At 61.4% G+C, this 25,104-nt stretch carries 23 protein-coding genes; 8 read left to right on the top strand and 15 right to left on the bottom strand.

Features of this window, described 5'->3' with window-relative positions:
• Nucleotides 1-50: 50 nt before the first annotated feature.
• The 7 genes from AC6I6U_RS15500 to AC6I6U_RS15470 all read right to left on the bottom strand — a co-directional run bounded on the left by AC6I6U_RS15500 (nucleotide 51) and on the right by AC6I6U_RS15470 (nucleotide 7,296).
• Nucleotides 51-1,367 carry an MFS transporter gene (locus AC6I6U_RS15500; protein WP_497882778.1) on the bottom strand — a complete coding sequence of 439 codons (1,317 nt, stop codon included), beginning with the start codon at nucleotides 1,365-1,367 and terminating at the stop codon, nucleotides 51-53.
• Between the two features lie 68 nt (nucleotides 1,368-1,435).
• Nucleotides 1,436-1,960, bottom strand: coding sequence for a gamma carbonic anhydrase family protein (locus tag AC6I6U_RS15495; protein ID WP_497882777.1), 525 nt, complete (start codon nucleotides 1,958-1,960; stop codon nucleotides 1,436-1,438).
• A gap of 11 nt (nucleotides 1,961-1,971) precedes the next feature.
• The gene (locus AC6I6U_RS15490) at nucleotides 1,972-3,162 is read right to left on the bottom strand and encodes a CaiB/BaiF CoA transferase family protein (protein ID WP_497882776.1); all 1,191 of its coding nucleotides are present in this window, start codon (nucleotides 3,160-3,162) and stop codon (nucleotides 1,972-1,974) included.
• Between the two features lie 23 nt (nucleotides 3,163-3,185).
• Nucleotides 3,186-4,115 (bottom strand): hydroxymethylglutaryl-CoA lyase, encoded by a 930-nt coding sequence (locus AC6I6U_RS15485; RefSeq protein ID WP_497882775.1) that lies wholly within the window; start codon nucleotides 4,113-4,115, stop codon nucleotides 3,186-3,188.
• Nucleotides 4,116-4,228: 113 nt separating this feature from the next.
• A complete protein-coding gene (locus AC6I6U_RS15480) occupies nucleotides 4,229-5,140 on the bottom strand; it encodes a LysR family transcriptional regulator (protein WP_497882774.1) in 912 nt (303 codons plus the stop codon).
• A gap of 114 nt (nucleotides 5,141-5,254) precedes the next feature.
• On the bottom strand, nucleotides 5,255-6,424 hold the full coding sequence (locus tag AC6I6U_RS15475) for a YbfB/YjiJ family MFS transporter (protein ID WP_497882773.1): 1,170 nt from the start codon (nucleotides 6,422-6,424) through the stop codon (nucleotides 5,255-5,257).
• Between the two features lie 14 nt (nucleotides 6,425-6,438).
• Nucleotides 6,439-7,296: a LysR substrate-binding domain-containing protein gene (locus tag AC6I6U_RS15470; RefSeq protein ID WP_497882772.1), complete on the bottom strand. Its 858-nt coding sequence runs from the start codon at nucleotides 7,294-7,296 to the stop codon at nucleotides 6,439-6,441.
• A 425-nt stretch (nucleotides 7,297-7,721) separates the two neighbouring features.
• Between AC6I6U_RS15470 and ttdA the strand changes: the two genes are divergently transcribed.
• The 3 genes from ttdA (at nucleotide 7,722) to AC6I6U_RS15455 (ending at nucleotide 10,578) form a co-directional block, all read left to right on the top strand.
• Nucleotides 7,722-8,621 carry a L(+)-tartrate dehydratase subunit alpha gene (gene ttdA, locus AC6I6U_RS15465; RefSeq protein ID WP_497882771.1) on the top strand — a complete coding sequence of 300 codons (900 nt, stop codon included), beginning with the start codon at nucleotides 7,722-7,724 and terminating at the stop codon, nucleotides 8,619-8,621.
• Entirely contained in the window at nucleotides 8,618-9,226 is a 609-nt protein-coding gene (gene ttdB / locus AC6I6U_RS15460) for a L(+)-tartrate dehydratase subunit beta (RefSeq protein ID WP_497882770.1), read from the top strand. The genes ttdA and ttdB overlap by 4 nt, the downstream gene beginning before the upstream one ends.
• Nucleotides 9,227-9,657: 431 nt before the next feature.
• Nucleotides 9,658-10,578 (top strand): LysR family transcriptional regulator, encoded by a 921-nt coding sequence (locus tag AC6I6U_RS15455; protein WP_497882769.1) that lies wholly within the window; start codon nucleotides 9,658-9,660, stop codon nucleotides 10,576-10,578.
• Between the two features lie 71 nt (nucleotides 10,579-10,649).
• On the opposite strand, the gene AC6I6U_RS15450 is transcribed toward AC6I6U_RS15455, so the two are convergent.
• Both AC6I6U_RS15450 and AC6I6U_RS15445 read right to left on the bottom strand, forming a co-directional pair.
• Nucleotides 10,650-12,131 (bottom strand): Fic family protein, encoded by a 1,482-nt coding sequence (locus AC6I6U_RS15450; protein ID WP_497882768.1) that lies wholly within the window; start codon nucleotides 12,129-12,131, stop codon nucleotides 10,650-10,652.
• A 172-nt stretch (nucleotides 12,132-12,303) separates the two neighbouring features.
• Nucleotides 12,304-12,792, bottom strand: a complete 489-nt coding sequence (locus tag AC6I6U_RS15445; RefSeq protein WP_497882767.1) for an Hcp family type VI secretion system effector — start codon at nucleotides 12,790-12,792, stop codon at nucleotides 12,304-12,306.
• Nucleotides 12,793-12,984: 192 nt separating this feature from the next.
• Here AC6I6U_RS15445 and ssp4 (AC6I6U_RS15440) point away from each other — a divergent pair, with 192 nt between their 5' ends.
• Both ssp4 (AC6I6U_RS15440) and AC6I6U_RS15435 read left to right on the top strand, forming a co-directional pair.
• The gene (gene ssp4, locus AC6I6U_RS15440) at nucleotides 12,985-13,908 is read left to right on the top strand and encodes an Ssp4 family T6SS effector (RefSeq protein WP_497882766.1); all 924 of its coding nucleotides are present in this window, start codon (nucleotides 12,985-12,987) and stop codon (nucleotides 13,906-13,908) included.
• On the top strand, nucleotides 13,905-14,366 hold the full coding sequence (locus tag AC6I6U_RS15435; RefSeq protein WP_497882765.1) for a hypothetical protein: 462 nt from the start codon (nucleotides 13,905-13,907) through the stop codon (nucleotides 14,364-14,366). Before ssp4 (AC6I6U_RS15440) ends, AC6I6U_RS15435 begins: the two co-directional genes overlap by 4 nt.
• Before the next feature lie 291 nt (nucleotides 14,367-14,657).
• Here AC6I6U_RS15435 and AC6I6U_RS15430 read toward each other — a convergent pair whose 3' ends face one another.
• Entirely contained in the window at nucleotides 14,658-14,930 is a 273-nt protein-coding gene (locus tag AC6I6U_RS15430; protein WP_497882764.1) for a DUF3077 domain-containing protein, read from the bottom strand.
• Between the two features lie 522 nt (nucleotides 14,931-15,452).
• Complete coding sequence (locus tag AC6I6U_RS15425; RefSeq protein WP_497882763.1) at nucleotides 15,453-15,941, bottom strand: Hcp family type VI secretion system effector; 489 nt, start codon at nucleotides 15,939-15,941, stop codon at nucleotides 15,453-15,455.
• A gap of 192 nt (nucleotides 15,942-16,133) precedes the next feature.
• Between AC6I6U_RS15425 and ssp4 (AC6I6U_RS15420) the strand changes: the two genes are divergently transcribed.
• A complete protein-coding gene (gene ssp4, locus AC6I6U_RS15420; RefSeq protein ID WP_497882762.1) occupies nucleotides 16,134-17,048 on the top strand; it encodes an Ssp4 family T6SS effector in 915 nt (304 codons plus the stop codon).
• Nucleotides 17,045-17,506, top strand: a complete 462-nt coding sequence (locus AC6I6U_RS15415) for a hypothetical protein (protein WP_497882761.1) — start codon at nucleotides 17,045-17,047, stop codon at nucleotides 17,504-17,506. Before ssp4 (AC6I6U_RS15420) ends, AC6I6U_RS15415 begins: the two co-directional genes overlap by 4 nt.
• A 521-nt stretch (nucleotides 17,507-18,027) precedes the next feature.
• On the opposite strand, the gene AC6I6U_RS15410 is transcribed toward AC6I6U_RS15415, so the two are convergent.
• Together AC6I6U_RS15410 and AC6I6U_RS15405 are read right to left on the bottom strand one after the other, a co-directional pair.
• Nucleotides 18,028-19,380: a dicarboxylate/amino acid:cation symporter gene (locus tag AC6I6U_RS15410; protein ID WP_497882760.1), complete on the bottom strand. Its 1,353-nt coding sequence runs from the start codon at nucleotides 19,378-19,380 to the stop codon at nucleotides 18,028-18,030.
• Between the two features lie 104 nt (nucleotides 19,381-19,484).
• Nucleotides 19,485-20,543 carry a tartrate dehydrogenase gene (locus tag AC6I6U_RS15405; RefSeq protein WP_497882759.1) on the bottom strand — a complete coding sequence of 353 codons (1,059 nt, stop codon included), beginning with the start codon at nucleotides 20,541-20,543 and terminating at the stop codon, nucleotides 19,485-19,487.
• 232 nt (nucleotides 20,544-20,775) lie between these two features.
• On the opposite strand from AC6I6U_RS15405, the gene AC6I6U_RS15400 reads away from it, so the two are divergent.
• Complete coding sequence (locus AC6I6U_RS15400) at nucleotides 20,776-22,170, top strand: MFS transporter (protein WP_497882758.1); 1,395 nt, start codon at nucleotides 20,776-20,778, stop codon at nucleotides 22,168-22,170.
• Between the two features lie 54 nt (nucleotides 22,171-22,224).
• Here the strand turns inward: AC6I6U_RS15400 and AC6I6U_RS15395 are convergent, their stop codons facing one another.
• Together AC6I6U_RS15395 and AC6I6U_RS15390 are read right to left on the bottom strand one after the other, a co-directional pair.
• On the bottom strand, nucleotides 22,225-23,550 hold the full coding sequence (locus AC6I6U_RS15395; protein ID WP_497882757.1) for an ammonium transporter: 1,326 nt from the start codon (nucleotides 23,548-23,550) through the stop codon (nucleotides 22,225-22,227).
• A gap of 210 nt (nucleotides 23,551-23,760) precedes the next feature.
• On the bottom strand, nucleotides 23,761-25,095 hold the full coding sequence (locus AC6I6U_RS15390) for an FMN-binding glutamate synthase family protein (RefSeq protein WP_054058043.1): 1,335 nt from the start codon (nucleotides 25,093-25,095) through the stop codon (nucleotides 23,761-23,763).
• Nucleotides 25,096-25,104 lie beyond the last annotated feature (9 nt).

Raw genomic sequence — 25,104 nt, 5'->3', positions numbered from 1 at the left:
TCCGATCCAGGGTTTTGGCAAGGGCCCTTCGACTCAAAGGCCCTGCCCCATCAGGACCTGGGATTCTTCACATAACGCACCACCACGAAACAGGCGACCAGGATCAGCGGCGAAATCGACAGCATGCCCATGTAGGTACTGCCCGTGAGGTCATTGATCCTGCCGACCATCACCGGCGCGACCATGCCGCTCAGTTGCCCCACCGAGTTGATCGCGGCGGTGCCTGTGGCGATGGCCAGCCCGGAGAAGGTCGACTGGGGAATCGTCCAGAAGATCGGGATGGCGATGAAGGTGCCTGCGGTCGCCAGTACCAGCGCCGCCATCATCGCCAGGGAAGAATCCGAGAACAGGCAGGCCAGCACGTAGCCGACAGCAGCGGCCAGCAGGCAGTACACCAGGTAGCGCTTGCGTTCGCCGGTGCGGTCAGAGCGGCGGGTCAGCAGGATCATGCCGATGCACGCCACCCCATACGGCAACGCCGACAGCACGCCGACCCACAGCAGGCTCTGGATACCCGACGACTTGATCAGGTGCGGCATCCAGAAATTCAGGCCATAGGCGGCGCTTTTCACCACGAAGTAGATGAACGCCATGATCGCCACTTCGCGGGTCAGCAGCACTTTCCACAGCGAGCCGAGCAACGGCTTCTGGCTGGCCTGGTCCTGGGCCAGGTTGGCGGTCAGCCGATCCTTCTCGGCCCTGCTGAGCCATGTTGCCGACTCGATATCGCGATCGAGCTTGTACAGCACCAGCACGCCGAGTACGACGCAGGGCAACCCGGAAAACAGGAACAGCCAGTGCCAACCCGCCAGGCCGAACACACCGTCCATGGTACCGAGGATGATCCCCGCAGCCGGCCCGCCCATCGCCCCGGCCAGCGGCACCGAGAGAAACCACAGGCCGTTCATCTTCGCCAGGTGTTTCCTGGGGAACCAGCAGGCCAGGTAGAACAGGATGGCCGGGCCGAAACCAGCCTCCATCACGCCGATCAGAAAGCGCAGGAAGTACAGCGTGTACTGGGTGTAGGCAAACACCAGCGCCGCCGTCGCCAGTCCCCAGGACACCATGATCCGGCAGATCCACGCCGGTGCACCGTAGCGCTTGAGCCCCAGGCTGCTGGGCACCTCGAACAGCACATAGCCGATGAAGAACATGCTCGCCGCCAGGCCATACGCGGCGTCGGTCAGGCCCAGCTCCTGCTGCATCTGGGCCTTGGCAAAGCTGATGTTGATCCGGTCGAAGTAGGAAAACAGAAAGCAGATGATCGCCAGCGGCATGATGCGCCAGGCCACGCGGCGGTACAGCAGCAGTTCATCGATGTTGGCGTCAGTGCGCTCATGAGCCAACTCGGTGGTCAAGGCAGTCATGATGTTTCTCCATTCTTGTAATTATCGGAGAGAGGCCGTGCCGGCATGGGGCACGGCTCAACGGTTTGTCAGCAGAGGCGAACCAGTTTCTCCTTGTAGGCCTGGCCCTTGGTCACGTAGTCCGCGGCATTCTCATGCAGCTTGGCGATCGCCTCCGGCGACAGCTCACGCAGGACCTTGGCCGGCGCGCCGATGATCAGCGAGTTGTCGGGAAACACCTTGCCCTCGGTGACGATGGCGCCGGCACCCACCAGGCAGTTGCGGCCGATCACCGCGCCGTTGAGCACCACCGCCTGGATGCCGATCAGCGAACCGTCGCCGATGGTGCAGCCATGCAGCATCGCCTGATGACCGACAGTGACGCCGCTGCCGACCGTGAGGGCGAAGCCGGGGTCGGCGTGCAGCACTGCGCCTTCCTGGATGTTGCTGTGCTGGCCGATGACGATGGGTTCGTTGTCACCGCGCAGCACCGCCTGGGGCCAGACGCTGACACCCTGCTCCAGGGTGACGTTGCCGATCACGCTGGCATCCTCGGCAACGAAGGTTTCGGCGTGAAGGGCCGGGGTAAGTGTGTCGTATCGGTAGATAGCCATGGACTGCCCTCTCAAGCCTGGTCGTCGGTTTTCAGCACGCCGGCGGCGCACAGCTCGGCAATATGCTCGTCGCTGTAGCCCAGTTCGCGCATGACCTTGTGGGTATGCTCGCCAATCCGTGCAATCGACTGGCGCGGCTGCAGGCGCTCGCCATCGAGCGACAGCGGCAGCAAGGGCATCGGGGTGAAGCTGCCGTCCTCCAGTTGCAGGTTGGCCATGCCGCCGCTTTGCAACAGGTGCGGGTCGTCGAACAGCTCTTCGGGCCGGCGGATCGGCGCAAAGGGAATGCCCCTGGCTTCCAGTTGCACCGCCAGTGCCTGGGCATCCAGCCCGGCGAACACCTCGGCCAGGTGCGCCAGCAACCGCGGGCGCTGGAGCACCCGGTCGTTGTTGGTGGCCAGCGACTGATCGTCGAGCAAGGCGGTCTGCCCCAGCAACTGGCACAGTGCGTTCCACTGCCCTTCCCCGGTGGCCGCGACGAACATCTGCTCGCCACCGGCGAACTCGAAGACATCGTAGATCGCCCAGGCACTGATGCGATTGGGCATCGGCGCCGCGGCCTGGCCGGTCACCACGAACTGCTGCATGTGCTGCGCGGCCAGCAGCACGCAGTTCTCGTAGAGTGCACTTTGCACCTCATGACCGACGCCAGTGACCTGGCGATCATTGAGCGCGGCGAGAATGCCGATCGCGCCGAACATGCCACCCATGATGTCGTTCACCGAACTGCCGGCGCGCAAGGGCCGACCGACCGGCCCGGTCATGTAGGCCAGGCCGGCCATCATCTGCACCACCTCGTCGAGGGCCAGGCGGTTGTCATACGGCCCGCTGAGAAAACCCTTGTGCGAGGCGTAAACCAGGCGCGGGTTGCGCTGCTTCAGCGCGGCGTAGTCCAGGCCCAGGGCCTGCATGCGCCCGGGCTTGAAGTTCTCGATGAACACGTCGGCGGTGTCGATCAGTTCCAGCACGGCATCACGACCCCGTGGGCTTTCGACGTCGACGGCAATACAGCGCTTGTTGCGGTTGAAGGTACGGAAAAACCCCGCACCGGCACCGAGCAGACGGCGGGTGCCGTCGCCACGGGGCGGCTCGATCTTGATGACCTCGGCACCGAGGTCCCCCAGGATCATGCCGCAGGTGGGACCCATGACCATATGGGAAATTTCGACAACACGAATGCCGTCCAAGGGCAGTCTGGACATGATGGTTTCCTCGATTGGGCGAGTCAGGCGCGGCGAGAGGCCTGCGAGTAGTTGAGCGGCAGGCCGGCGCGGGCAATGCAGCCGTAGAGCGTTTCCTCGGGCAAGGCAGTACTCAGCACCTCGCGGCAGGCGATCAGCGCCGGCAGGTCGATACCGGTGTCATGGCCCATGCTCTGCAGCATGAACACCAGGTCCTCGGTCACGGTGTTGCCCGAGGCGCCCGGCGCGAAGGGACAGCCACCCAGGCCGGCCAGTGACGCATCCAGTTCAGTGATACCCTGCTGCACTGCCACCAGGCTATTGGCCAGGGCCAGGCCACGGGTGTCATGGAAATGGGCGGCCCTGAGCTTGTCGCCGGCAATGGCCCGCACCGCCTGGATCACCGTCGCCACCTGGCCCGGATTGGCGTAGCCGGTGGTATCGCCGAGGGAAATCAGGTCGCAACCCGCCTCCAGCACATGCCGGGACAGCTCACACAGGTCGGCCAGCGGCACGTCACCCTGGCGGGTGCAGCCGAAGGCCACCGACATGCCGGCGATGATCTGCACCTCGGGCAAGCCCATTTCACTGCGCAACTGGCACATGCGGCCCAGCTCCTCGACCATCTCCAGCGGCGTGCGCCGCACGTTCGCCAGGCTGTGGGCGGCGCTGACCGAGACCGGGGCGATGACCCGGTGGGCACCGGACTCCAGCGCGTCCCTGGCACCGCGCAGATTGGGCGCCAGGGCCGTCACCACCAGGCCTGGGTAATCCAGGGCATGGGCCACCACTTCCCTGGCATCGGCCATCTGCGGCAGCAACCGGGCGGGCACGAAGGACGCGACCTCCATATGGCGAATGCCGGCGGCATAGGCGCGGTCGATCCATTGGCGCTTGGCCGCGGTGGGCATGGTCGTCTGAAGGCTTTGCAGGCCATCACGCAGGCCGACTTCGTTGATCGTTATTGTTGTCATGAAGCTCTCTCGCAGGCTGAGGCGTGAGCCCAGACTAGAAGGTCGCCACGACCCGGAAAAGACGTGATTCACGACCTGATCCATCGTCAACGACGATGGATAGATGCACAGGCTCAGGGCAGTGCCTGTCGCTCCGGCGCCCGCGCCAGCAGATGGTCCAGCAGGCGCCGGGCCGAGAGGGACAGCGAATCACGGTCGCGCAGGCAGATGACGAACTCACCCAGCGCCCAATCATCGGTCAGCGGGATCACCCGCAGGTCGAACAATTGCACATAGCGCTCCACCGCCTCGCGCGGAAAGATCGCCAGCCCGAGCCCGAACTGCACCAGCCGATACACCGCGTCGAACGAAGACACATAGGAGCGGCAACGCAACTCCTTGCCCCGCTCCTCGGCATGCTGGCGCATGAAGGTATTGAGGGTGGCGAAGGCCGACAGCCCCAGGTGATCGAAATCCAGGGTTTCCTCGAACGCCAGGCTGGTGCGGTTCGCCAACGGGTGGTCGACGCCCACGACGACGGCCAGGTGGTCCTGGCGATAAGGAATGAACTCGAGGCCGCTGAGGGCGGTGGAGCGCCGGCAGATGCCCAGGTCGGCATTGCCCTCGGCCACGCCGCGCACCACCTCGGGGCTGAAACGTTCCTCGATATCGGCCTGGATACGCGGGTGCTCCAGCATGAAGTCGGAGAGTTCTTCGGGCAGGAACTCCATGATCGAGGAAATGTTCGCCAGCACGCGAACGTGCCCGCGGGCCCCGTCGGCGTACTCGCTGAGTTCACTGTCCAACCGCTCCATGGCGCGAGTCAGCATCCGCGCATGGCGCAGCAGCGCCTGCCCGGCCGGTGTCGGCTCGACGCCACGTTTGCTGCGCTTGAGCAACGGCGTGCCAAAGCGCAGCTCGATATCGGAAATCCGCTTGCTGACCGCCGAAGGCGCCATGAACGCCCGCTCGCTGGCCCGGGCGATGGTGCCTTCCTCGCACACCAGCATGAACAGGTGCAGTGAGAGATGATCCAGATGGTGCATGTCGAAACCCGCGTGAGGACTGGGCGCGATTCGTCGCGTGGCGCCAATGAACCACGCGGGAGGGAATCTGGCAAACCGCGACCTCGTCGACGAGCCGGAACCGGCCCGCCCGGCTCAGTCGCGCGAGGTGCGGCCAAGGGTCAGTGTCGCTGCCGCCCACAGCGCCAACGCCGCGGTCCACAACGATGGCGCAAACGAGTGGGTCCGCGCATACAGGACACCGGCGATCAGCGGCCCGAGGATCTGGCCGATACCATACGCAGCCGTCATCACCGCCATGATGTTCATCCGCAAGGCCGAGGAGACCCGCTTGGCCGCCGGCAGCGCGATGGTCACCGTGCCCATGAACGTCGCGCCGACCACCAGCGCACTGGCGATATAGGCCAGCGACGTCTGGCTGATAGCCGGCAGCACCACACCGATGCCCTGCAGCATGAGATTGCCGCGCAGCGCCACACGGGCGCCCAGGCGCACATGGGCCCGGTGCCAGAGATAACAGGACGGCGCCGCACCCAGGCCGAATACCGCCCACAGGTGCACCGGGTTGATAGAGCCCAGCGCATCCTTCACCAGCAGCGGCAGGTAGGTCGCGGTGATGATGTAGCCGAGTCCTGCCAGGCCATAGAGGCCGATCAGACGCCAGGCGCCCAAGGGCAGATGATCGAGCCGGAACGAACCCGCCTGCACCTGCCGCGACTCGACCGGACGCTTGTCGAGCATGACCGAACCGCCCCACCCCAGCAGTAGCGACACGGCCGCCAGCACGCCCCATAGCTGGTAGGAGTCGAGGGCAAAGCGTTCGCCCACCGCGAGCAGTTCGGCGGACAAGGCAATGCCGACCCCGACCCCCGCATACAGAATCGGCGCGCCCTCCGGATGTGCGCGGTGCTGCAGCAGCCAGAGCGACGCGGCGATCATCGACAAGGCACTGAACACCCCCGCCGCCCCACGAATCAGAATGATCGCCCAGGGGTTGGCAACCACACCGAGCAACGCCAGGGAAATCACCGTCGCCACCACCGAAACCAGCACCCAACGGCGGGCACTCGACGCCTCCAGCCGGGCGGCCAGCAATGCGCCGACCAGATAACCCAGGTAGTTGGCCGACGCGGCCAGCGTGCCGTCACTGACCGAGAGCACGCCCTCGCCGACCATGACCGGATAGACCCCGGTAAAGGCGAAGCGACCAAAGCCCATGCCCACCGCGATCACGGCGGCGGCAGCCAGGGCAGAAGTGAAGTTGCGATGCGCTGAAGCAGACGTATCGAGCTGTGAAGCGAGCATGGCGCCACCTGTATCTACGAAGCTAGGGTGAGATCCTTGAAAGCATCGACAGCGGCAGTCCGGCCGCCTTTTCTGTGCACCAGCCAGGTCGCCACGGTGGCGATCAGCCGGGTCGTCACTGCAGGCGACAACGGCTGCAGGGCCAGCAGGCTGGTCGGCGCGATGCACAGGCTCTGCCCGGCGACCACGCAGGCGAGCATGGCATGGTAGGAGGCGACCTCATGGGTCAGGGACACCGCCCGTTCGCCGTGTTCGGCCAGCCATTGCTGGCCAATGCGGCGATAGGTGCAGCCCGCCGCGAAGGCCGCCAGCGACAGCGGCGCCTCGCCCGACCCCACCGGCATAACCGCGACCAACTGTTCCTCGAAGACCGGAACACCGGCCAATCCGCGCAGGGCCAGGTCGTCCTCGACCGTCGCCCCCACCTCCGCCGTCAGCGCCACCAAGGCACAGTCGACCAGGCCATCACTCACCTGATCCAGCAGTGCCTCACTGGTGCCGGTCCTGACCGCCAGGCGCACCTGCGGCCAGCGTTGCTGGAAGGCCGTCATCACGCCGGGCAAGCGCGCAGCCGCGGTGCTTTCCATGCTGCCGATGCGCAAGGTGCCTTGCGGATGAGCCGGATGCAGGACCTGCACCGCCTCCTCCGCCAAGGCCAGCAGGCGCTGGCTGTAGCCGAGAAACAGCTTGCCCTGGTCGGTCAGCGACAAGCGCCGGCCTTCCCGAACGAACAGGTCCACGCCCAGCTGCTGCTCCAGCGCCTGGATGCGGGTGGTGACATTCGATTGCGCGCGACCGAGGACGACCGCCGCCTTGGTCACGCTCAGCTCCGCGGCCACTACCTGGAAGATTTCCAGCGAACTCAGGTCCATTTCAATTCTCTATTTGAGATTCATATGAAAATCATATTCCCAAAAAGAGATTTAAAGAAGAGCCTTTTGTCCTGCCCCGGATAACAGGGCCGCTAGCGAGTTAAACCTTGGACAAATAATTAACCTGTAGGAACTAGTGTAATAACCAGCAACCAATTAAATCATTTTTGGAAAGCTGGTAATTTTCAATCCAGCGCACCTTCCCCCGAACACACGGATCAATCGTCGCAAGGCGCTGGCCCCTGGCGGGTTGGCCCGACCTTCGCCCCAAGGACACACGCATGGCTATCGGCCCTGCGCGGGAGCGTGCGCCCGAAAAACAGGCCGCGCCAAGACCGCGGTACTTGCTGTTCCGTCCAAAGGTTTCGCTGCGCAAACCGGCAGACAGATAAAACCAAGCCTTGAGAAGCACTGAGGAAAACAAGATGGATAAAGAATCAGCCGTGAGTTCGCTGACCGATGTGATGGCCAAGTTCACGGCCTACATCGGCAAGCGCCTGCCGACCGACGTGAAGAAAAAGACCGCCCAACTGCGTGCCGCCGAAACCAACCCGCTGGCGATCGCGGTCTACGACTCGATGGCCGACAACCAGGAATACGCCGACAAGCTGGACCGCCCCAGCTGCCAGGACACCGGCGTCATCCAGTACTTCATCAGTGCCGGCGCGCGCTTTCCGCTGCTGGGCGAGCTGGAAAACATCCTCGAAAACGCCACCCGCGAAGCCACCATCAAGGGCCCGCTGCGCCACAACGCGGTGGAAACCTTCGTCGAGAAAAACACCGGCACCAACACCGGCTCGAAAATCCCCTGGCTGGACTGGGAAATCATTCCCGACGCCGACTACGCGCTGATCGACGTGTACATGGCCGGTGGCGGCTGCACCCTGCCCGGCTCGGCCAAGGTCCTGATGCCAGGCCAGGGCTATGAAGGCGTGACCGAATTCGTCTTCGACGTGATCACCTCCCGTGGCGTCAACGCCTGCCCACCGCTGCTGGTCGGTGTCGGCGTGTCCACTTCGGTGGAGACCGCTGCCCGCCTGTCCAAGCGCGCCATCCTGCGCCCGGTGGACTCCAGCCACCCGAACGAAAGCGCGGCGCTGATGGAACAACTGCTCGAAGAAGGCCTGAACGAAGTCGGCATCGGCCCGCAAGGCCTGACCGGCAACAGCAGCGTGATGGGCGTGAACATCGAATCCTCGGCGCGCCACCCGTCGACCATCGGCGTGGCCGTGTCCACCGGTTGCTGGGCGCACCGCCGCGGCAAGATCCGCATCAACGCAGACCTCTCCTACGACATCCTCTCCCATGAAGGAGTAGTACTGTGATCAAAGTCCTGAACACCCCGATCAAGGACGAGGACCTGGCCGAACTCAACGTCGGTGACGTGGTGTACCTCACCGGCCAACTGGTGACCTGCCGCGACGTGGCCCACCGCCGCCTGATCGAACTCAAGCGCGAGCTGCCGGTGGACCTGCGCGGTGGGGCGATCTTCCACGCCGGCCCCATCGTGCGCAAAAAGGACGATGGCAGCTTCGAAATGGTCTCCATCGGCCCGACCACCAGCATGCGCATGGAGAAGTTCGAGAAGCAGTTCATCGAGGAAACCGGCGTCAAGATGATCATCGGCAAGGGCGGCATGGGCCCGGAGACCACCGCCGGCTGCCTGGAGAACAAGGCCGTGCATGCAGTATTCCCCGGTGGCTGCGCGGTACTGGCCGCGACCAAGGTGGAAGAAATCGAACGCGCCGAATGGCAAGACCTGGGCATGCCGGAGACCCTGTGGGTCAACCGCGTGCGCGAGTTCGGCCCGCTGATCATCTCCATCGACACCAAGGGCAACAACCTGTTCGAACAGAACAAGGCGCGCTTCAACGAGCGCAAGGGTTCGATCATCGAGAAGATCAACGCCCAGGTGCGCTTCATCAAGTGAGTCGAACCGGCAGCCACGGTCTCGCCGAGGCCCTGGCTGCGTGGGCGCCACACCGTGCCACGGCAGCGCCCACGCAGCGCTGACGCGGCATGGCTGCCCACCCCACTCCAAGCCTGCTCGTGCAGTGAGCCCCCACCTGTGGCGAGGGGGCTTGCCCCCGCTCGGCTGCACAGCAGCCGCAAAACCCGCAAACGCGGTATCCCTGATACTCCGCATGCACAAACTATTGCGACGCCAAGCCCTCTCCAGCCCACAACCAAACGACACCTACGACAACGCCCGCGTACGACGACGAGCATCGCATTCCCTAATACCTGCTCCTGTCTTTTACAGTTGCCAGGATATTCAACCGATGCCCGCGTGGAGTATATGTAGTGAACCAAAAGCGTTGGCTACCCTGAAACAACGAAACAATTAACCTGGAGGAACGAATGAACAACACCCAGGACCTGGCCTTTTTCCACCTGCTGGCGAAACAGGGCAGCCTTGTCGCGACCGCCAGGGAGATGGGGGTCACGCCGCCTGCCGTCAGCAAACGGCTTGCTGCACTGGAGGCGCGCCTGGGTGTGCGCCTGGTCAACCGCACCACCCGCTCGATGAGCCTGACCGCCGAAGGCGAGCTGTACTACGCACACATCGCGCGCATCCTCACCCAGATCGACGAGGTCGAGCAGTTGGTCAGCAGCACCCGCGGCACGCCCAAGGGCCTGCTGCGGGTGAACGCCTCGCTGGGCTTTGGCCGTCGTCATATAGGCCCGGCGCTGGCGGCGTTCTACGCGCTATACCCCGAGGTGGAAATCCAGCTGGAAATCAGCGACCACCCGCTCGACCTGACCGCCCATGGCTTCGACCTGGGCATTCGCTTCGGCACCTTGCCGGACGCCACCCTGCACGCGCGCAAGATCGCTTCCAACCGAAGATTGCTCTGCGCCTCGCCGCTATACCTGGAGAAATACGGCACCCCGCAAAAGCTCGCCGACCTGCAGGACCACAACTGCATTTTCATTCGCCAGAACGAAGCGCCTTATGGGGTGTGGACCTTCAATACCGGCTCACGTACCGAGAACATCAAGGTCCACGGTGCCCTGGGCTGCAATGACGGTGAGGTCGCCCTGAACTGGGCACTGGAAGGCTACGGCCTGCTGCTGCGGGCCGAGTGGGATATTGCGAAGTACGTGCGCAGTGGGCGCCTGAGACTGGTGATGGAGGAACACACGCCGACAAGAGCGGACGTGTATGCGGTGTACCCGCAGCAGTTGCACCTGTCGGCGCGGGTGCGGAGTTTGATTGATTTTCTGATTGAGCGGTTTAAGCATATTGATAACATTGTGGATCGGGATGGCAGTCACTGACTGCAATGCGGCCGGCAGGGCATATTTGAGTCGAGAAATTTCAATCGGCTGCCTACGCCTGCGCCATAGGGTTACTCCTCTTGCTTCCTGAGAAAAGCTTGCGTGACCTGCTCAATGTAATCGAACACTTCTTCCTGAACCGAATACTTGTACTGCTTACGGCGGTGCTTCGAGACCGTACCGTTTTGCGACAAGCACATCATCACGAGGTTGGACAGGTCACTACCCCGGACGTCGTAGCGCTCGTCCACAGCCTTGATAATCCTGTCGTAGCGCTCAAGGAAAACCGTCTCCTCTCGCAACTCGACTTCCAGGGCACGCTTGGCCATCTCCAGAGTGAACTGCACGCCAGGCGTCGCATCCCAGAAGCGATAGATAGCAGAATGACCGGTGAAGTTGAACGACAGATTGCCCTGATCGATCCAGCGCACATCCCAGAACTCACGCGCAGGCCGGGAGAACGCCTGCAAGGTTTCCAGGTACAGGCGCTCCTCGCGCTTCATTGCGACTGAAACCGGCAGTATCAGGCCATTTTCCAAGGCGCCGGCACGGCATAACGTCTGGTGAATCAGGAAGCGGGAAAGGCGACCGTTCCCATCCATGAAGGGGTGCAGGAACACAAAACCAAACGAAATGATTCCGGCAGCGACCAATGGGTCGATCTGTGCAGCGGCATCATTTCCCAAGGCCATCAATTGTTCCATCAACTCCCGGCACAGTTCGGGTGGAGGTGGAACATAGCTGACACCGGCAGCACCTTGCAGGCCGTTTGCCAGATGGTTCTGTTCATGCCGGAACGCGGCAGCCATATCGTAAGGATTGGAGAGCGTCGCATTCTGAAGGGCTACCAGGTATTCCTCACTCAATGGCGCACGGTCATGTGCTTGCCTGAGCAACTGGATGAAACGTCGGGACTTGTCCTCGCTAGGGGCCTCTTTTTCGATCGCGAATGAATCTTGGGTTTCATGCAGGTAGGCCCAGTTGATCGCACGATCCATCATGCCGGATGGCAGGCTCGCGATGAACTCATGTGCACGTGCAAGGATGTCATGTCCAAGCAGTTCCAGGATTTGAGGTGTGCGCTCGACAGTGGCGCAGTAGCTCAATGTGCCAATACCGTTGAACTTCACACGCCAGCGAGAGTTGCTCTCCCCAGGCATCGTCACGTACTGCTCTGGGTCGAACAAAGGAACGATGCCGACTTTCACGGGTGCATGTTGAGTCAGCTCAACGCCGGTAAAGGCCTCGTAGAGAAAGGAGGCCTTGCGAATGTAGATTCCATTTGGGGCATTGCGCAGTTCGGTTTCCAACTCCGCGGCGGGGATCTGAGGTAAGGCCTGGGCCAGGATGGCGAGATTGACACCTTCATGCTTCAAGGCGAATAGTACGTGTCCCAACAGATCGTCTGGTGCCGGTGCTATTCCTGGAGGAACGGCCAGCGTTCCACCAATTCTTTCAAGGCGAGTGACGGGCTGGACTCTGGCCGGCTGGCGCAAAGGAAAAGCGGAGAGCCGCAACCTGTCCTGCAGCCAGGCATATCCAGCCGTGTTCATGGTGCAAATCCTCATTTTTGATCAATCCGCACAGTTTTTCTTAAGCGGACCAAGAAAATCCTAAGATTTGCAGGTTATCCCAATTTTTTCCTAACTAGCCAGCGCTATCTCGCCATCGACCGAGGGCCGCAGTTTGCGATGGCGCGCGCGCCCCTCGGAAGATAACGGGCCGTCAGATCTTCACATTCTCACGAATATTCCACCCGTACTTGATGGTCCCGCCCTCCTTGCCCCCATCAGCATTCTGCGGTTGGTACGCCACCTCGACCTTGGCGAAATTGAGCGAGACCACTTCGCGCAACATGTCGCTGCTGGGCTCGCTTTCGGTTTCATAGCTCGACACCATCACTTCCCTGAGCTTGAACACCACATATTCCACCGGGCTATTGCCGCCGGCCTTGCGTACCGACAGCGTGGCTTCGGGATAATGCTTGCCCGATGAACAGGCGGCCATCAGATTGGGTGACGACTTGTCCATCAGCTTGCCAATGTTTAGGTTGCCGATACTGACCTTGCCAGAGCCGCCGCCACTGCCGGTGTGCATGGTGCCGGATTGACTCATCGTCCAGCGCACCGTGGTGACGTCGATTTCCTCTCGATGTTGCTGATCCTTGGACTCGCCTTTGATATCGCCCAGCTTCAAGAACATGTCGGTTGCCATGGTAATTCCCTGTCGTTGATATCCGCCGAAAGTGGCGTCGGCCTGCACGTTCTTATCAACGAGGTGGTGGTGACAAGGCGTTGAACCGTTATCGGGAGTGGTCCTACTTTCACTGCTGACGCGTCCTACCGCCTCTATCGGGTTGGCTGCCTATGCTGCGTTCCTTCTGAATGAAAGTCAGGGAGTGGCGCAGTGAATTCCGAGTTAGCGAAGACAGGTGTACCCAGTGCCCATCGCAATACCCGCCAGCGGGTGGCGGGGCTGATTGATATCCCACGGTTGTTCCAGGCAATCGATGCCGATCCGGCGATCGTCGGGGCTGGCGTGGTCTATATCGAAAGTGACTTCTCGATGGTGACGCTGCGCGAGTTCCAGCCGATTTGCAGCATTGCGCCGAAGAAGATCGTGTTGCGCGAGGCTCCACGGCATATCGCGCTGGCAGAGTTCATGCGGGAGCTGCAGACACAGCCTCGGGAATCGCGGCTGGTGATGGAGGCGGTGAATACGGCGTTGAGCTGTGTGGGGGCGGTGATTGGTTGGATCGTGGTTTCCAGTGGAACGGTCGCGATCCCATTTACCGCGGGTGCCAGTGCGGTAGTGAGTGCAGTCAGTATGGCAGCCGCCAGTGCCAGTAGCCTGCAATGCCTGGTTGGGCTGGTTCGTATAGACAATGAAATCCGCAACCCCCAGCAAAACGACTGGCTAGATAGCCTTGATTGGTACCGACATGCCATGGCTGCATTGGATGCCGTATCACTGGCCGGTGTTGGGGTATCGACCCTGACCACCATCCGTCTGCTAAAAGCGACCAAGGCTGCCACTGGCAAAAGCACGCAGGAAGTCCTCAGGGGGCTCAATCGCCAGGAGAGAGCGAAGCTGACTAGAGAATTGCTAAGCATCCAACATCCGGGACTGACGTCAAAGATGATCAAGCTGAGACAGCTGTCCGGTGAATTTCCCAAGCGATTCACGCCAACACAAATCCGAAAGGCAACGATCATTCAGATACTCGATACGATTGGAGCATCTGTTAGCTTTACCAGCTTTGCCAGCAGTGCTCTCTCAGGGAACATAAAAGCAATCGCGGTGGGATTGTACGAGGAGTTCGATTCATGATTTTTTTGGTGAATCTCCCTCAGTTTTTACTGCGGCATGTTCCGATATTCCTGGCCGGTATTTTCCTGGGACTGCTCTCTGCTGCCACCTCGATCAACGCAGCAGCGAATATTTTCTTTTCCAAGATGAGTTATGCATACCCTTTTTTCATGGGTGTCGCACTTACCGTGGCTATCTGCATCAGCAACGCCATGATCATCTATGGCCGTCCCCAGTGGGTCCGGGTCATGGTCGGTGTCTTTGTGTTCTGTCTGCTGATGCAGCTCTCACCAGCGGCCTATAGGCTCAACCCTTTTCTTTGGTTCGTCGATGTCCTGTTTCCATTACTGGGACTGTTTGTACTCAACAGCAAACGCCACAGAAAAATGCGCCGCAAAATGGTTCAGGTCAGGCGCTTTCGAGTGATGGTGAGGAAGGCCATGGACATTGTTCAGGAGCGCGAGAGGGGCAGGTCATGAACAAGTCTGAGACTGTACCGCCAATCTTGAGTAGCTGCAAAATGACCAGGATCGCTACAGGTAAATATCCGCTGAAAGCAATCGCAGTCGGGTTGTACGAGGAGATCGAATCATGATGATTCTGGTCAATGTTCCTCGATTCCTGCTACGCCATTTTCCTATATTTATCTCCGGTATTCTTTTGGGATTGATTTCGGTCGAAAAACGGGACGGATTTATTTTCTGCACTTTTTTCAACTCCCAGGCTCGGGAGAAAATGAATCCGTCTCCTTTTCCGTAGCTTCCTTTTCCCTAAACTACCGCTCTAACCAGCATCCCCTGTGTCAGATCATCGATGATCGCCTTGCCCATTTCGCTCAAGTAATGCGCGGCCCAGGCATAGCGTTCACCATCGCTCTCCAGAGCAGCATCGAGGGACAGCGCTTTGGCGCAGTGGAGCAAGACAGAGGCGTGCTCCATCGCTTCCAGGATAGGTACATCCGGGTTTACCCGAAACAACTCACGCCCTTGGGAACCGCATTGGGAAAAGGTGGTGACGCCGAGGGTCTTGGATAGATCACTCATTGCGCACCTCCCGCGTCAACAATGAAATGGTTGTAGGGCTGCGAGGAGTGGTATGTCGAGCGAAAAGCGAGACTTATACGCGTACTGAAAGCATGCATGGATAAAGCTCCCGTATCAAAGTGAGAGCTGCCACGTTCGTTTCCAAGCGAATGGGTGGCAGCTGTGCGCAGGTTGGAAAACCGGAGATACAGGAACCCGGCAGGGCCGAAGCCCTCCCACGCACAGCCGCCATTGCACGAATGTGCGGACACAAAAAAGCGCCTGCATTCATGAATGGGCGCCAGTTGCGCCTGTATCTGGTCGGGTTTCCAAGCCCGGTCGTTGAATTGGCAACGACAGGGAAAAGGTAGCGCGCACCATCAGAGGTCGCAATGCGACTGGCGGTGCGTATTTAAGTCGAAAAATTTCAATCGGTACAGGAATACCGGTGATATGCCGGGCAAGTCACCCGCTCTGTCCTGCCATCTACCAGGGGCGTAGCTCTGCGATAGCGCACACCCCCTTCCGGAAGATAACGGGCCGTCAGATCTTCACATTCTCGCGAATATTCCACCCATACTTGATGGCCCCGCCCTCCTTGCCCCCATCAGCATTCTGCGGTTGGTACGCCACCTCGACCTTGGCGAAATTGAGCGAGACCACTTCGCGCAACATGTCGCTGCTGGGCTCGCTTTCGGTTTCATAGCTCGACACCATCACTTCCCTGAGCTTGAACACCACATATTCCACCGGACTGTTGCCGCCGGCCTTGCGTACCGACAGCGTGGCTTCGGGGTAATGCTTGCCCGATGAACAGGCGGCCATCAGATTGGGTGACGACTTGTCCATCAGCTTGCCGATGTTCAGGTTGCCGATACTGACCTTGCCAGAGCCGCCGCCACTGCCGGTGTGCATGGTGCCGGATTGACTCATCGTCCAGCGCACCGTGGTGACGTCGATTTCCTCTCGATGTTGCTGATCCTTGGACTCGCCTTTGATATCGCCCAGCTTCAAGAACATGTCGGTTGCCATGGTAACTCCCTGTCGTTGATATCCGCTGAAAGTGGCGTCGGCCTGCACGTTCTTATCAACGAGGTGGTGGTGACAAGGCGTTGAACCGTTATCGGGAGTGGTCCTACTTTCACTGCTGACGCGTCCTACCGCCTCTATCGGGTTGGCTGCCTATGCTGCGTTCCTTCTGAATGAAAGTCAGGGAGTGGCGCAGTGAATTCCGAGTTAGCGAAGACAGGTGTACCCAGTGCCCATCGCAATACCCGCCAGCGGGTGGCGGGGCTGATTGATATCCCACGGTTGTTCCAGGCAATCGATGCCGATCCGGCGATCGTCGGGGCTGGCGTGGTCTATATCGAAAGTGACTTCTCGATGGTGACACTGCGCGAGTTCCAGCCGGTTTGCAGCATTGCGCCGAAGAAGATCGTGTTGCGCGAGGCTCCACGGCATATCGCGCTCGCAGAGTTCATGCGGGAGTTGCAGACCCAGCCTCGGGAAGCGCGGCTGGTGATGGAGGCGGTGAATACGGCGTTTACCTGTGCGGGGGCGGTGATTGGTTGGATCGTGGTAACGAGTGGAACGATCGCTACACCGTTCACTGCTGGCGCCAGCTTGGTGGTTGCCAGTGTCGGCATGGCGGCTGCGCTAGCCAGTAGTGCTCAATGCGGGCTTGGCGTCCTTCGTGTTGTATCTGAAGCATCACAGCCTCAACTCAATGACTGGCTAGATAACAGTGAATGGTATCGATACGCGACGATGGCGTTGGATGCTGTATCGCTGGCAGGTGTAGGAACATCGTTACTGACGACCGTCAGGTGGGTAGGCATCACCAAGGCGGCTACAGGCAAAGGCACACTCGAAGTACTCAGGGGGCTTAGCCGCCAGGAGCGAGCCAAATTGACCAGGGAGTTGCTCAGTATCCAGCATCCAGGGTTGACGTCGAAGATGATCAAGCTGAGACAACTGTCTGGTGAGTTTCCCAAGCGATTCACGTCCACGCAAATCCGCCAGGCAACGATCACTCAGATAGTCGATACGATTGGAGCATCAGCCAGCTTTGTCAGCAGCGCCATTTCAGGGAATGTGAAAACAATCGCAGTCGGGCTGTACGAGGAGATCCAATCATGATGATTCTGGTTAATGTTCCTCGGTTCCTGCTACGCCATTTTCCTATTTTTATCTCCGGTCTTCTTTTAGCGCTTTTTTCAGTTGGCTGCTCGATCACCACGGCTGCGATTGTTTATTTTCCAGGAGAAAGTCCCGCGTATCTTCTCGTTATCAGCATCGCCTGCTCCCTGATCGTTGGCATGAGCAACGCCATGATTTTGTACGGAAGACCTCAGTGGGTCCGGGTCATGGTCGGCGTCTTTGCGTTTTGTCTGGTGATCCTGCTGACGCCGAGTGCCTTTAGACATAACCCCTATGTCTGGTTTTTAGGCGTTCTCTTTCCATTGCTTGGACTGCTTGTCCTCAACAGCAACCGCCACAGAAGAATGCGCCGCAAGATGGTCCAGGTCAGGCGCTTTCGGGTGATGGTAAGAAAAGCTCAGGCCATTATTCAGGAGCGCGAGAAGGCCAAGCCCTGAACACGTCTGGCAGCCACTGACGAGCACAAAAAAGGCTACGGGTTGCGCAACAAGCCCGTGACCAACGCTCCCGCATCGGGAGCTCCGACATTGATCGTTCCCGCGCTCTGCGTCACTAGTTTCCGGTAAAAATCGAAAGGGGCACACCGCAGCCTTTGTGGCGAGCGGGCTTGTCGGGACGCCGCATCGCCGCGCTCGGTTGCGAAGCAGCCGTAAACCCGGACTCCTCGTTCTTTCTGATGCACCGCGTTGGCTGGTTCTTGGGGGCGCCTTGCGCCCCAGCGCAGGCAAGCCTGCTCGCCACATTGGTCCGTGGTGCGGCTTGAGGTCGGTGGGTTTAGCGACATCCCGGGCTTCCCGTTCTTCCTGTACTGCTGAACATGGTCAGATAATCAAGTCGGAATGAATCGATTATTGCTGAGAGACAGATGCCAAAAGGGGGAGCACGCTCCCCTTTCGGTTTCTACCGGACTAGTGACGCGGAGCGTGGGAACGATCAGCGAACGGTTTCCGGGACTGAATCAGCTACGCGTCACCGCATTCACACCCCCCAACGAATGCGCCTTGTCACCCTGCAGATGAAACGTCGCCGGCTTGGCCGCTACAGTTTCTTCCAGCGGCTCCTCCTTCCCCTCCATCGCCCGCTTCAACTTCGCCGTATCCAGCGCCCCGACCCACTTGGCAATCGCCAGCGTGCCAATCCCATTACCAATGGTGTTGGTGATCGCCCGCGCCTCGGACATGAACCGGTCCACCCCCAGCAGCAACACCATCCCCGACACCGGAATGTTCCCCAGCGAAGCCAAGGTCGCCGCCAGGATGATGAACCCCGACCCCGTCACCCCCGCCGAGCCCTTGGAGGTGAACATCAGCACCGCCAGCACGATCAGTTGGTCGGTCAGGGTCAGCGGCGTGTTGGTCGCCTGGGCAATGAAGATCGCCGCAATGGTGTAGTAGATCGCCTGCCCGTCCGGGTTGAAGCTCAGGCCCGCGGGAATCATCATCCCGGCCACCGGCTTGGAGCACCCTGCCCGCTCCATCTTGTTGATCATCTGCGGCAGCACCGATTCCGAGGAGCTGGTGCCGAGCACGGTAAGCAGTTCCTCCTTGATGAAGCGCAGGAAATTCCACAGGCTGAACCCGCAATAGCGGCAGATCGGCCCGAGTATGAAGATGACGAACACTACGCAGGTCAGGTAGACGCAGGCCATCAGCTTGCCCAGCGAGAACATCGAGCCAAAGCCGTACTTGCCGATGGTGAAGGCAATCGCCCCAAACGCACCGATGGGCGCCAGGCGCATCACCATGTTGACGATGTTGAACATGCCGCGCATCAGGCTCTCAAGCACGTCGATGAACACCTTGGCCCGTGGGCCGGCGTTGGCCAGGGCGACACCCAGCAGGATCGAGAACAGCAGGATCTGCAGCACGTTACCCTTGGCGAACGCATCGACGATGGTGTCGGGGATGATGCTCAGGATGAAATCCATGAACGAGTGATGCGGCGTCTGCGTGGTGTAGGTGGCGATGCTGGAGGTGTCCAGGGTCTTGGGGTCGATGTTCATGCCGGCACCGGGCTTGAACAGGTCGACCACGACCAGGCCGATGACCAGGGCCAGGGTCGACACCACTTCGAAGTAGAGCAACGCGCGAAAGCCGACGCGGCCCAGCTCCTTCATGTTTTCCATGCGCGCGATGCCGCTGACCACGGTGAGGAAGATCACCGGCGCCAGGAGCATCTTGATCAACTTGATGAAGCCGTCACCGATGGGTTTGAGCGCCGTGCCGGTTTCCGGGAACAGCACGCCGACAATGGCGCCGAGCACCACCGCAATGAGGACTTGTACGTAGAGTTTGCCAATTATGCGTTTCATGACAGGCCTATGTTCTTATTGTTGTAGGGAATACCCCGGAGTGCAGCCTGAAACAGGCCGCCTCCAAGGCACGGTGACGCTTTAGGTGGGAACGCTGTCGCGGGTCAGTGTCGGATCAGTTCGATGACCGCGTCGGTCACCTGGCGCGTGGTCGCGGTGCCACCCAGGTCAGGGGTGTGCACGCCGGCTTCGGTCACGGCTTCGATGGCAGACATCAGGTGCCGTGCGGCTTCGGCTTCGCCCAGGTGTTCGAGCATCATCGCCGCCGTCCAGAACGTCGCGATCGGGTTGGCGACGCCCTTGCCGGTGATGTCGAAGGCCGAACCGTGGATGGGCTCGAACATCGACGGGAATCTGCGGCTCGGGTTGAGGTTGGCGGTGGGTGCGATGCCCAGGCTGCCCGACAACGCTGCGGCGAGATCCGAAAGGATGTCGGCGTGCAGGTTGGTCGCCACGATCACGTCGAGGGTGGCCGGCTTGAGCACCATCCGCGTGGTCACGGCGTCGACCAGTTCCTTGTCGATGCGCACGTCGGGGAAGTCCTTGGCGACTTCATAAAACACCTCGTCCCACAGCACCATGCCGTGGCGCTGGGCGTTGGACTTGGTGACCAGGGTCAAGTGCTTGCGTGGCCGGCTGCGGGCCAGTTCGAAGGCGAAGCGGTGGATGCGCTCGACGCCGACGCGGGTGAACACCGAGACCTCAGTCGCCACCTCTTCCGGCAGGCCGCGGTGCACCCGGCCGCCGTTGCCGGAGTACTCGCCCTCGGAGTTCTCGCGCACGACGACCCAGTCGATTTCATGGCCGTTGTGCAACGGGCTTTTCACCCCCGGCAACACGCGCGCCGGGCGCACGTTGGCGTACTGGTCGAAGCCCTGGCAGATCGGCAGGCGCAGGCCCCACAGCGACACGTGGTCCGGCACGTTGAGCGCGCCCACGGCACCGAAGAAGATCGAATCGAAGGTTTTCAGTTCGGCCAAGCCGCCTTCGGGGATGTAGTGGCCGTGCTTGAGAAAGTTGTCGGAGTTCCAGTCAAAGTGCTTGAAGTCCAGGGTGAACGTCCCCGAACGCTGGGACAGGGCCTGCAACACTTCGACACCAGCGTCGATCACTTCAACACCAATACCATCACCGGGAACAGCAGCAATCTTGTAAGTCTTCATCGTCAACACCCACTGGTTTGTTTTTGTCCACCTGCCAGGGAGAGCAACAGGTGCGTGGGCTGACTATAGGGAACACTCGAACGCCGGCGGTTAACTCAGAATCACTACATAATTAAGTTATTTTCACTAATCCGTGACGTGCGAGCAGGATCGTGGCGTTACCGGATAAACTCGACAATACGCTGAATCAGTCGCTGCGCCGACGCCTGCACCCGCTCCAGGAAGCCCGTTCATGAGCCTGTCCCGTTCCACCCGGATTGCCCTGCTGGTCGCCGCCACGTTCTTCATGGAGAACCTCGACGCGACGATCATCGCCACCGCATTGCCCGACATGGCGAAGAGTTTCGCCGTGCTGCCGGTGGACCTGAACGTGGCGATCAGCAGCTACCTGCTGGCCCTGGCCGCCTTCATCCCCATCAGCGGCTGGCTGGCCGACCGCTTTGGGGCGCGCAAGGTGTTCTGTTCGGCCATCACCCTGTTCTGCGTGGCCTCGGCCTGGTGCGGCATGAGCCACAGCCTGAGCGAGTTCATCGCCGCGCGGGTACTGCAGGGCTTCAGCGGGGCGATGATGGTGCCGGTCGGGCGCCTGGCGGTGTTGCGCACCACGCCCAAGGAAGGCCTGGTCAAGGCGATTTCCTATATCACCACGCCGGCCCTGGTTGCGCCGGTACTCGGCCCGCCACTGGGTGGGTTCATCGTCACCCATTCGACCTGGGAATGGATTTTCTTCCTCAACCTGCCGCTGGGTTTCATCGCGCTGATCTGCGCCTGGTACCTGATTCCCGACCATACCGAAACCCGCACGCGGCGCTTCGACTGGCTCGGCTTCGTCCTGTTGAGCAGCAGTTGCTTCACCCTGCTGTATGGCTTCGAGCGGCTGGGGGCCGACCTGGCGAACTACCTGCCGGGCCTGCTGCTGATTGCCCTGGGCGTGGCGCTGATGGGCTGGGCCATCCGACACATGCGGCGCAGTAAAGAGCCGCTGCTGAGCTTCGATGTCATCGGTATTCAGACCTTTCGCGTGAGCTTCATCGGCGCGTCGCTGTTTCGCATTGCCATCAGTACCCTGCCGTTCCTGCTGCCGCTGATGTTCCAGCTGGCCTTCGGTCTTTCCGCCCTGGATGCCGGCCTGCTGGTGCTGGCGGTGTTTGCCGGTAACCTGGCGATGAAATGGTTTACCACCGACACCCTCAATCGCTGGGGATTTCGCCAGGTGCTCATCGTCAACGGGGTTGTCGGTACCCTCTCGATTGGCGCCTGCGCGCTGTTCGAGGCCGGCAGCAGCAGCGCGCTGATCATGGGCCTGCTGTTCATTGGCGGGCTGTCCCGTTCGCTGCAGTTCAGCGCCTACAACACCCTGGGCTTCGCCGATGTCCCGCAGCCGCAGATGAGCAATGCCTCGACCCTGTTCAGCATGGCCTTCCAGCTCAGCATGGGCCTGGGCGTCGCCGTGGGCGCGCTGTTGTTGCGCAGCGCGATGGCCCTGCATGGCAATGCCGGGCAGGCGACCACGGCCGATTTCCAGCTGACCTTCCTGCTGGTCAGCGGCATCGCGATCATCGCCATGATCGACAGCTTTTCCCTGAAGGCCTCTGCCGGGTACTCCGTGCTTAAAAACAAGGCGTAACGATGATCGCCATGGACCGGCAGGGGCGGCAGGCAGGCCCTGCCGCCCCGCCACTCAATGGTTGTAGGCGCGCTCGTTGTGCTCGGCCAGGTCCAGGCCCATCTCTTCGACGTGTTCGTCGGCCCGCAAGCCCACCAGCCACTTGACCACTTTCAGGATGACCCAACTGACGGCAAAGCAGTACACGGTGGTGAACAGCACGCCCTTGATCTGCGCCAGCACCTGGCCGCCCAGGGTCACGCCTTCCACCAGGCCACCCAGAGACGGCACGCAGAACACGCCGGTGAGTACGGCGCCGATCATGCCGCCAATGCCGTGCAGGCCGAACACATCCAGGCTATCGTCATAACCCAGGCGTTTCTTCAGCACGGTGACGCTCAGGTAGCAGAACACCCCGCACAGCAGGCCGATCGCCAAGGCGCCGCCGACGCCGACATAGGCGCAGGCCGGGGTGATGCCGACCAGGCCGGCCAAGGCGCCGCTGGCCAGGCCGAGGGCACTGGGCTTGCCGACCTTGAACCACTCGGTGAACATCCAGCCGAGAATGCCGGCGCAAGCGCCCAGCTGGGTGTTGAGCATGACGATGCCGGACAGGCCGTTGAGGCCACCGCCCGAACCGATGTTGAAACCGAACCAGCCAACCCAGAGCATCGCCGCACCGGCCATGGTCAGGCTGAGGTTGTGGGCCGGCATCGGCGCGTTCTCATACCCCTTGCGCTTGCCGAGCATCAGGCATGCCGCCAACGCCGCCACACCGGCATTGATGTGCACCGCGGTGCCGCCAGCGAAATCCAGCACGCCCCAGTTGTGCATCAATGCCCCCGCGCCGCCCCAGACCATGTGCGCCACCGGCGCGTAGACCAGGGTGAACCAGAGGGCCATGAACCACAGCGCCGCCGAGAACTTCATGCGCTCGGCAAACGCCCCGGCGATCAGTGCCGGGGTGATGATGGCGAAGGTCATCTGGAAGGTCACGAAAACGCCTTCCGGGATGTCGCCGACCAGACTGTCCGCAGTCATGCCGGCAAGAAACAGCCGGCCCAGGCCACCGACGAAACTGTTGAAGCTGACCTGCCCCTCGACCATGTTGCTGGTGTCGACCACCAGGCTGTAGCCGAAGATCACCCACAGCACGCCGACCAGGCCGGCGATGCCGAAACACTGGGTGAACAGCGACAGCATGTTCTTGGCCCGCACCAGCCCGCCGTAGAACAGCGCCAGGCCGGGCAGGCACATGAACAGCACGAGGACCGCCGCCGTGACCATCCAGGCAGTGCTACCGGTGTTCAGGGTCGGGGCGTCGGCCGCCTGGGCCAGGGGAATGCTCGCACCGAGGGCGAGCAAGGCGAGAAGGGTTTTGCCGGGTAGACGATTGACCATTGTCGAAGCTCCTGCAGTGAAGGGGAAAATGCCTGGCAGAAAGCGATGGGGTGGCGCGTCGGGCCCTGCGGGCCTCTTGTTCGGGTGCTACACAAACTCTGCAGGAGCCGGCTTGAGCGGCCGATCAGGCTATACAGCTCTCGCTGTATGGCCGCCTTCGGCGGTTCGCCAGCAAGCCGGCTCCCACAATGGCAGTAGTGCTCCTACGTCCTAGTACTGCTGGCCCGGAATCCACGAGGTCCCGGCCAGCGGCACGCGGGCCATGGCGGCGGACTCGACGGTCAAGGCCACCAGGTCCTCGGGGTCGAGGTTATGCAGGTGGGACTTGCCACAGGCGCGGGCCATGGTCTGCGCCTCCAGCACCAGCACACGCAAATAGTTGGCCAACCGGCGTCCCCCCTCGACCGGATCCAGGCGCTTCGACAGTTCCGGGTCCTGGGTGGTGATGCCCGCCGGGTCGCGGCCGTTCTGCCAGTCGTCGTAGAAACCGGCCGCCGAGCCGATCTTCTTCAGTTCTTCGTCCAGGCGCGGGTGGTTGTCGCCCAGGGCGATCAGCGCCGCCGTGCCGATGGCCACCGCGTCCGCACCCAGGGCCATGGCCTTGGCCACGTCGGCACCGTTACGGATGCCGCCGGAGACGATCAGTTGCACCTTGCGGTGCATGCCCATCTCCTGCAGTGCCTGCACCGCCTGGGGAATCGCCGGCAGAATCGGGATACCGACGTGCTCGATGAACACTTCCTGGGTCGCGGCAGTGCCGCCCTGCATGCCGTCGAGCACGATCACGTCGGCGCCGGCCTTGACCGCCAGCTTGACGTCGTAATACGGGCGGCTGGCACCGATCTTCACGTAGATCGGTTTTTCCCAATCGGTGATCTCGCGGATCTCGGCGATCTTGATCGCCAGGTCGTCCGGGCCGGTCCAATCCGGATGGCGGCAGGCCGAGCGCTGGTCGACACCGATCGGCAAGGTGCGCATGCCGGCGACCCGCTCGGTGACCTTCATGCCCAGCAGCATGCCGCCACCACCCGGCTTGGCGCCCTGCCCCAGGACGATCTCGATGGCGTCGGCCTTGCGCAGGTCATCGGGGTTCATGCCGTAGCGCGACGGCAGGTACTGGTAGACCAGGTGCTGCGACTGGCCGCGCTCTTCCGGGGTCATGCCACCGTCACCGGTGGTGGTGCTGGTGCCGGCGATGGTCGCGCCACGGCCCAGGGCTTCCTTGGCGTTGGCCGACAACGCGCCGAAGCTCATGCCGGCGATGGTCACCGGAATCTTCAGGTGGATCGGCTTCTTGGCGAAGCGGTTGCCGAGAATCACATCGGTGCCGCATTTCTCGCGATAGCCTTCCAGCGGGTAACGCGAAACGCTGGCGCCGAGCAGCAGCAGGTCATCGAAATGCGGCAACTTGCGCTTGGTGCCGCCGCCACGGATGTCATAGATGCCGGTTTCGGCGGCGCGCTGGATTTCCTGGATGGTCAGGCGATCGAAGGTGGCCGACTCGCGCAGCACCGGAGCGGCTTTCGGGGTAGTGGATTCACTCATGTTCTGGTT

The organism is Pseudomonas sp. UTLPPB19802 (assembly GCF_059730225.1).
This window is presented reverse-complemented; position numbering and strand designations above follow the sequence as displayed.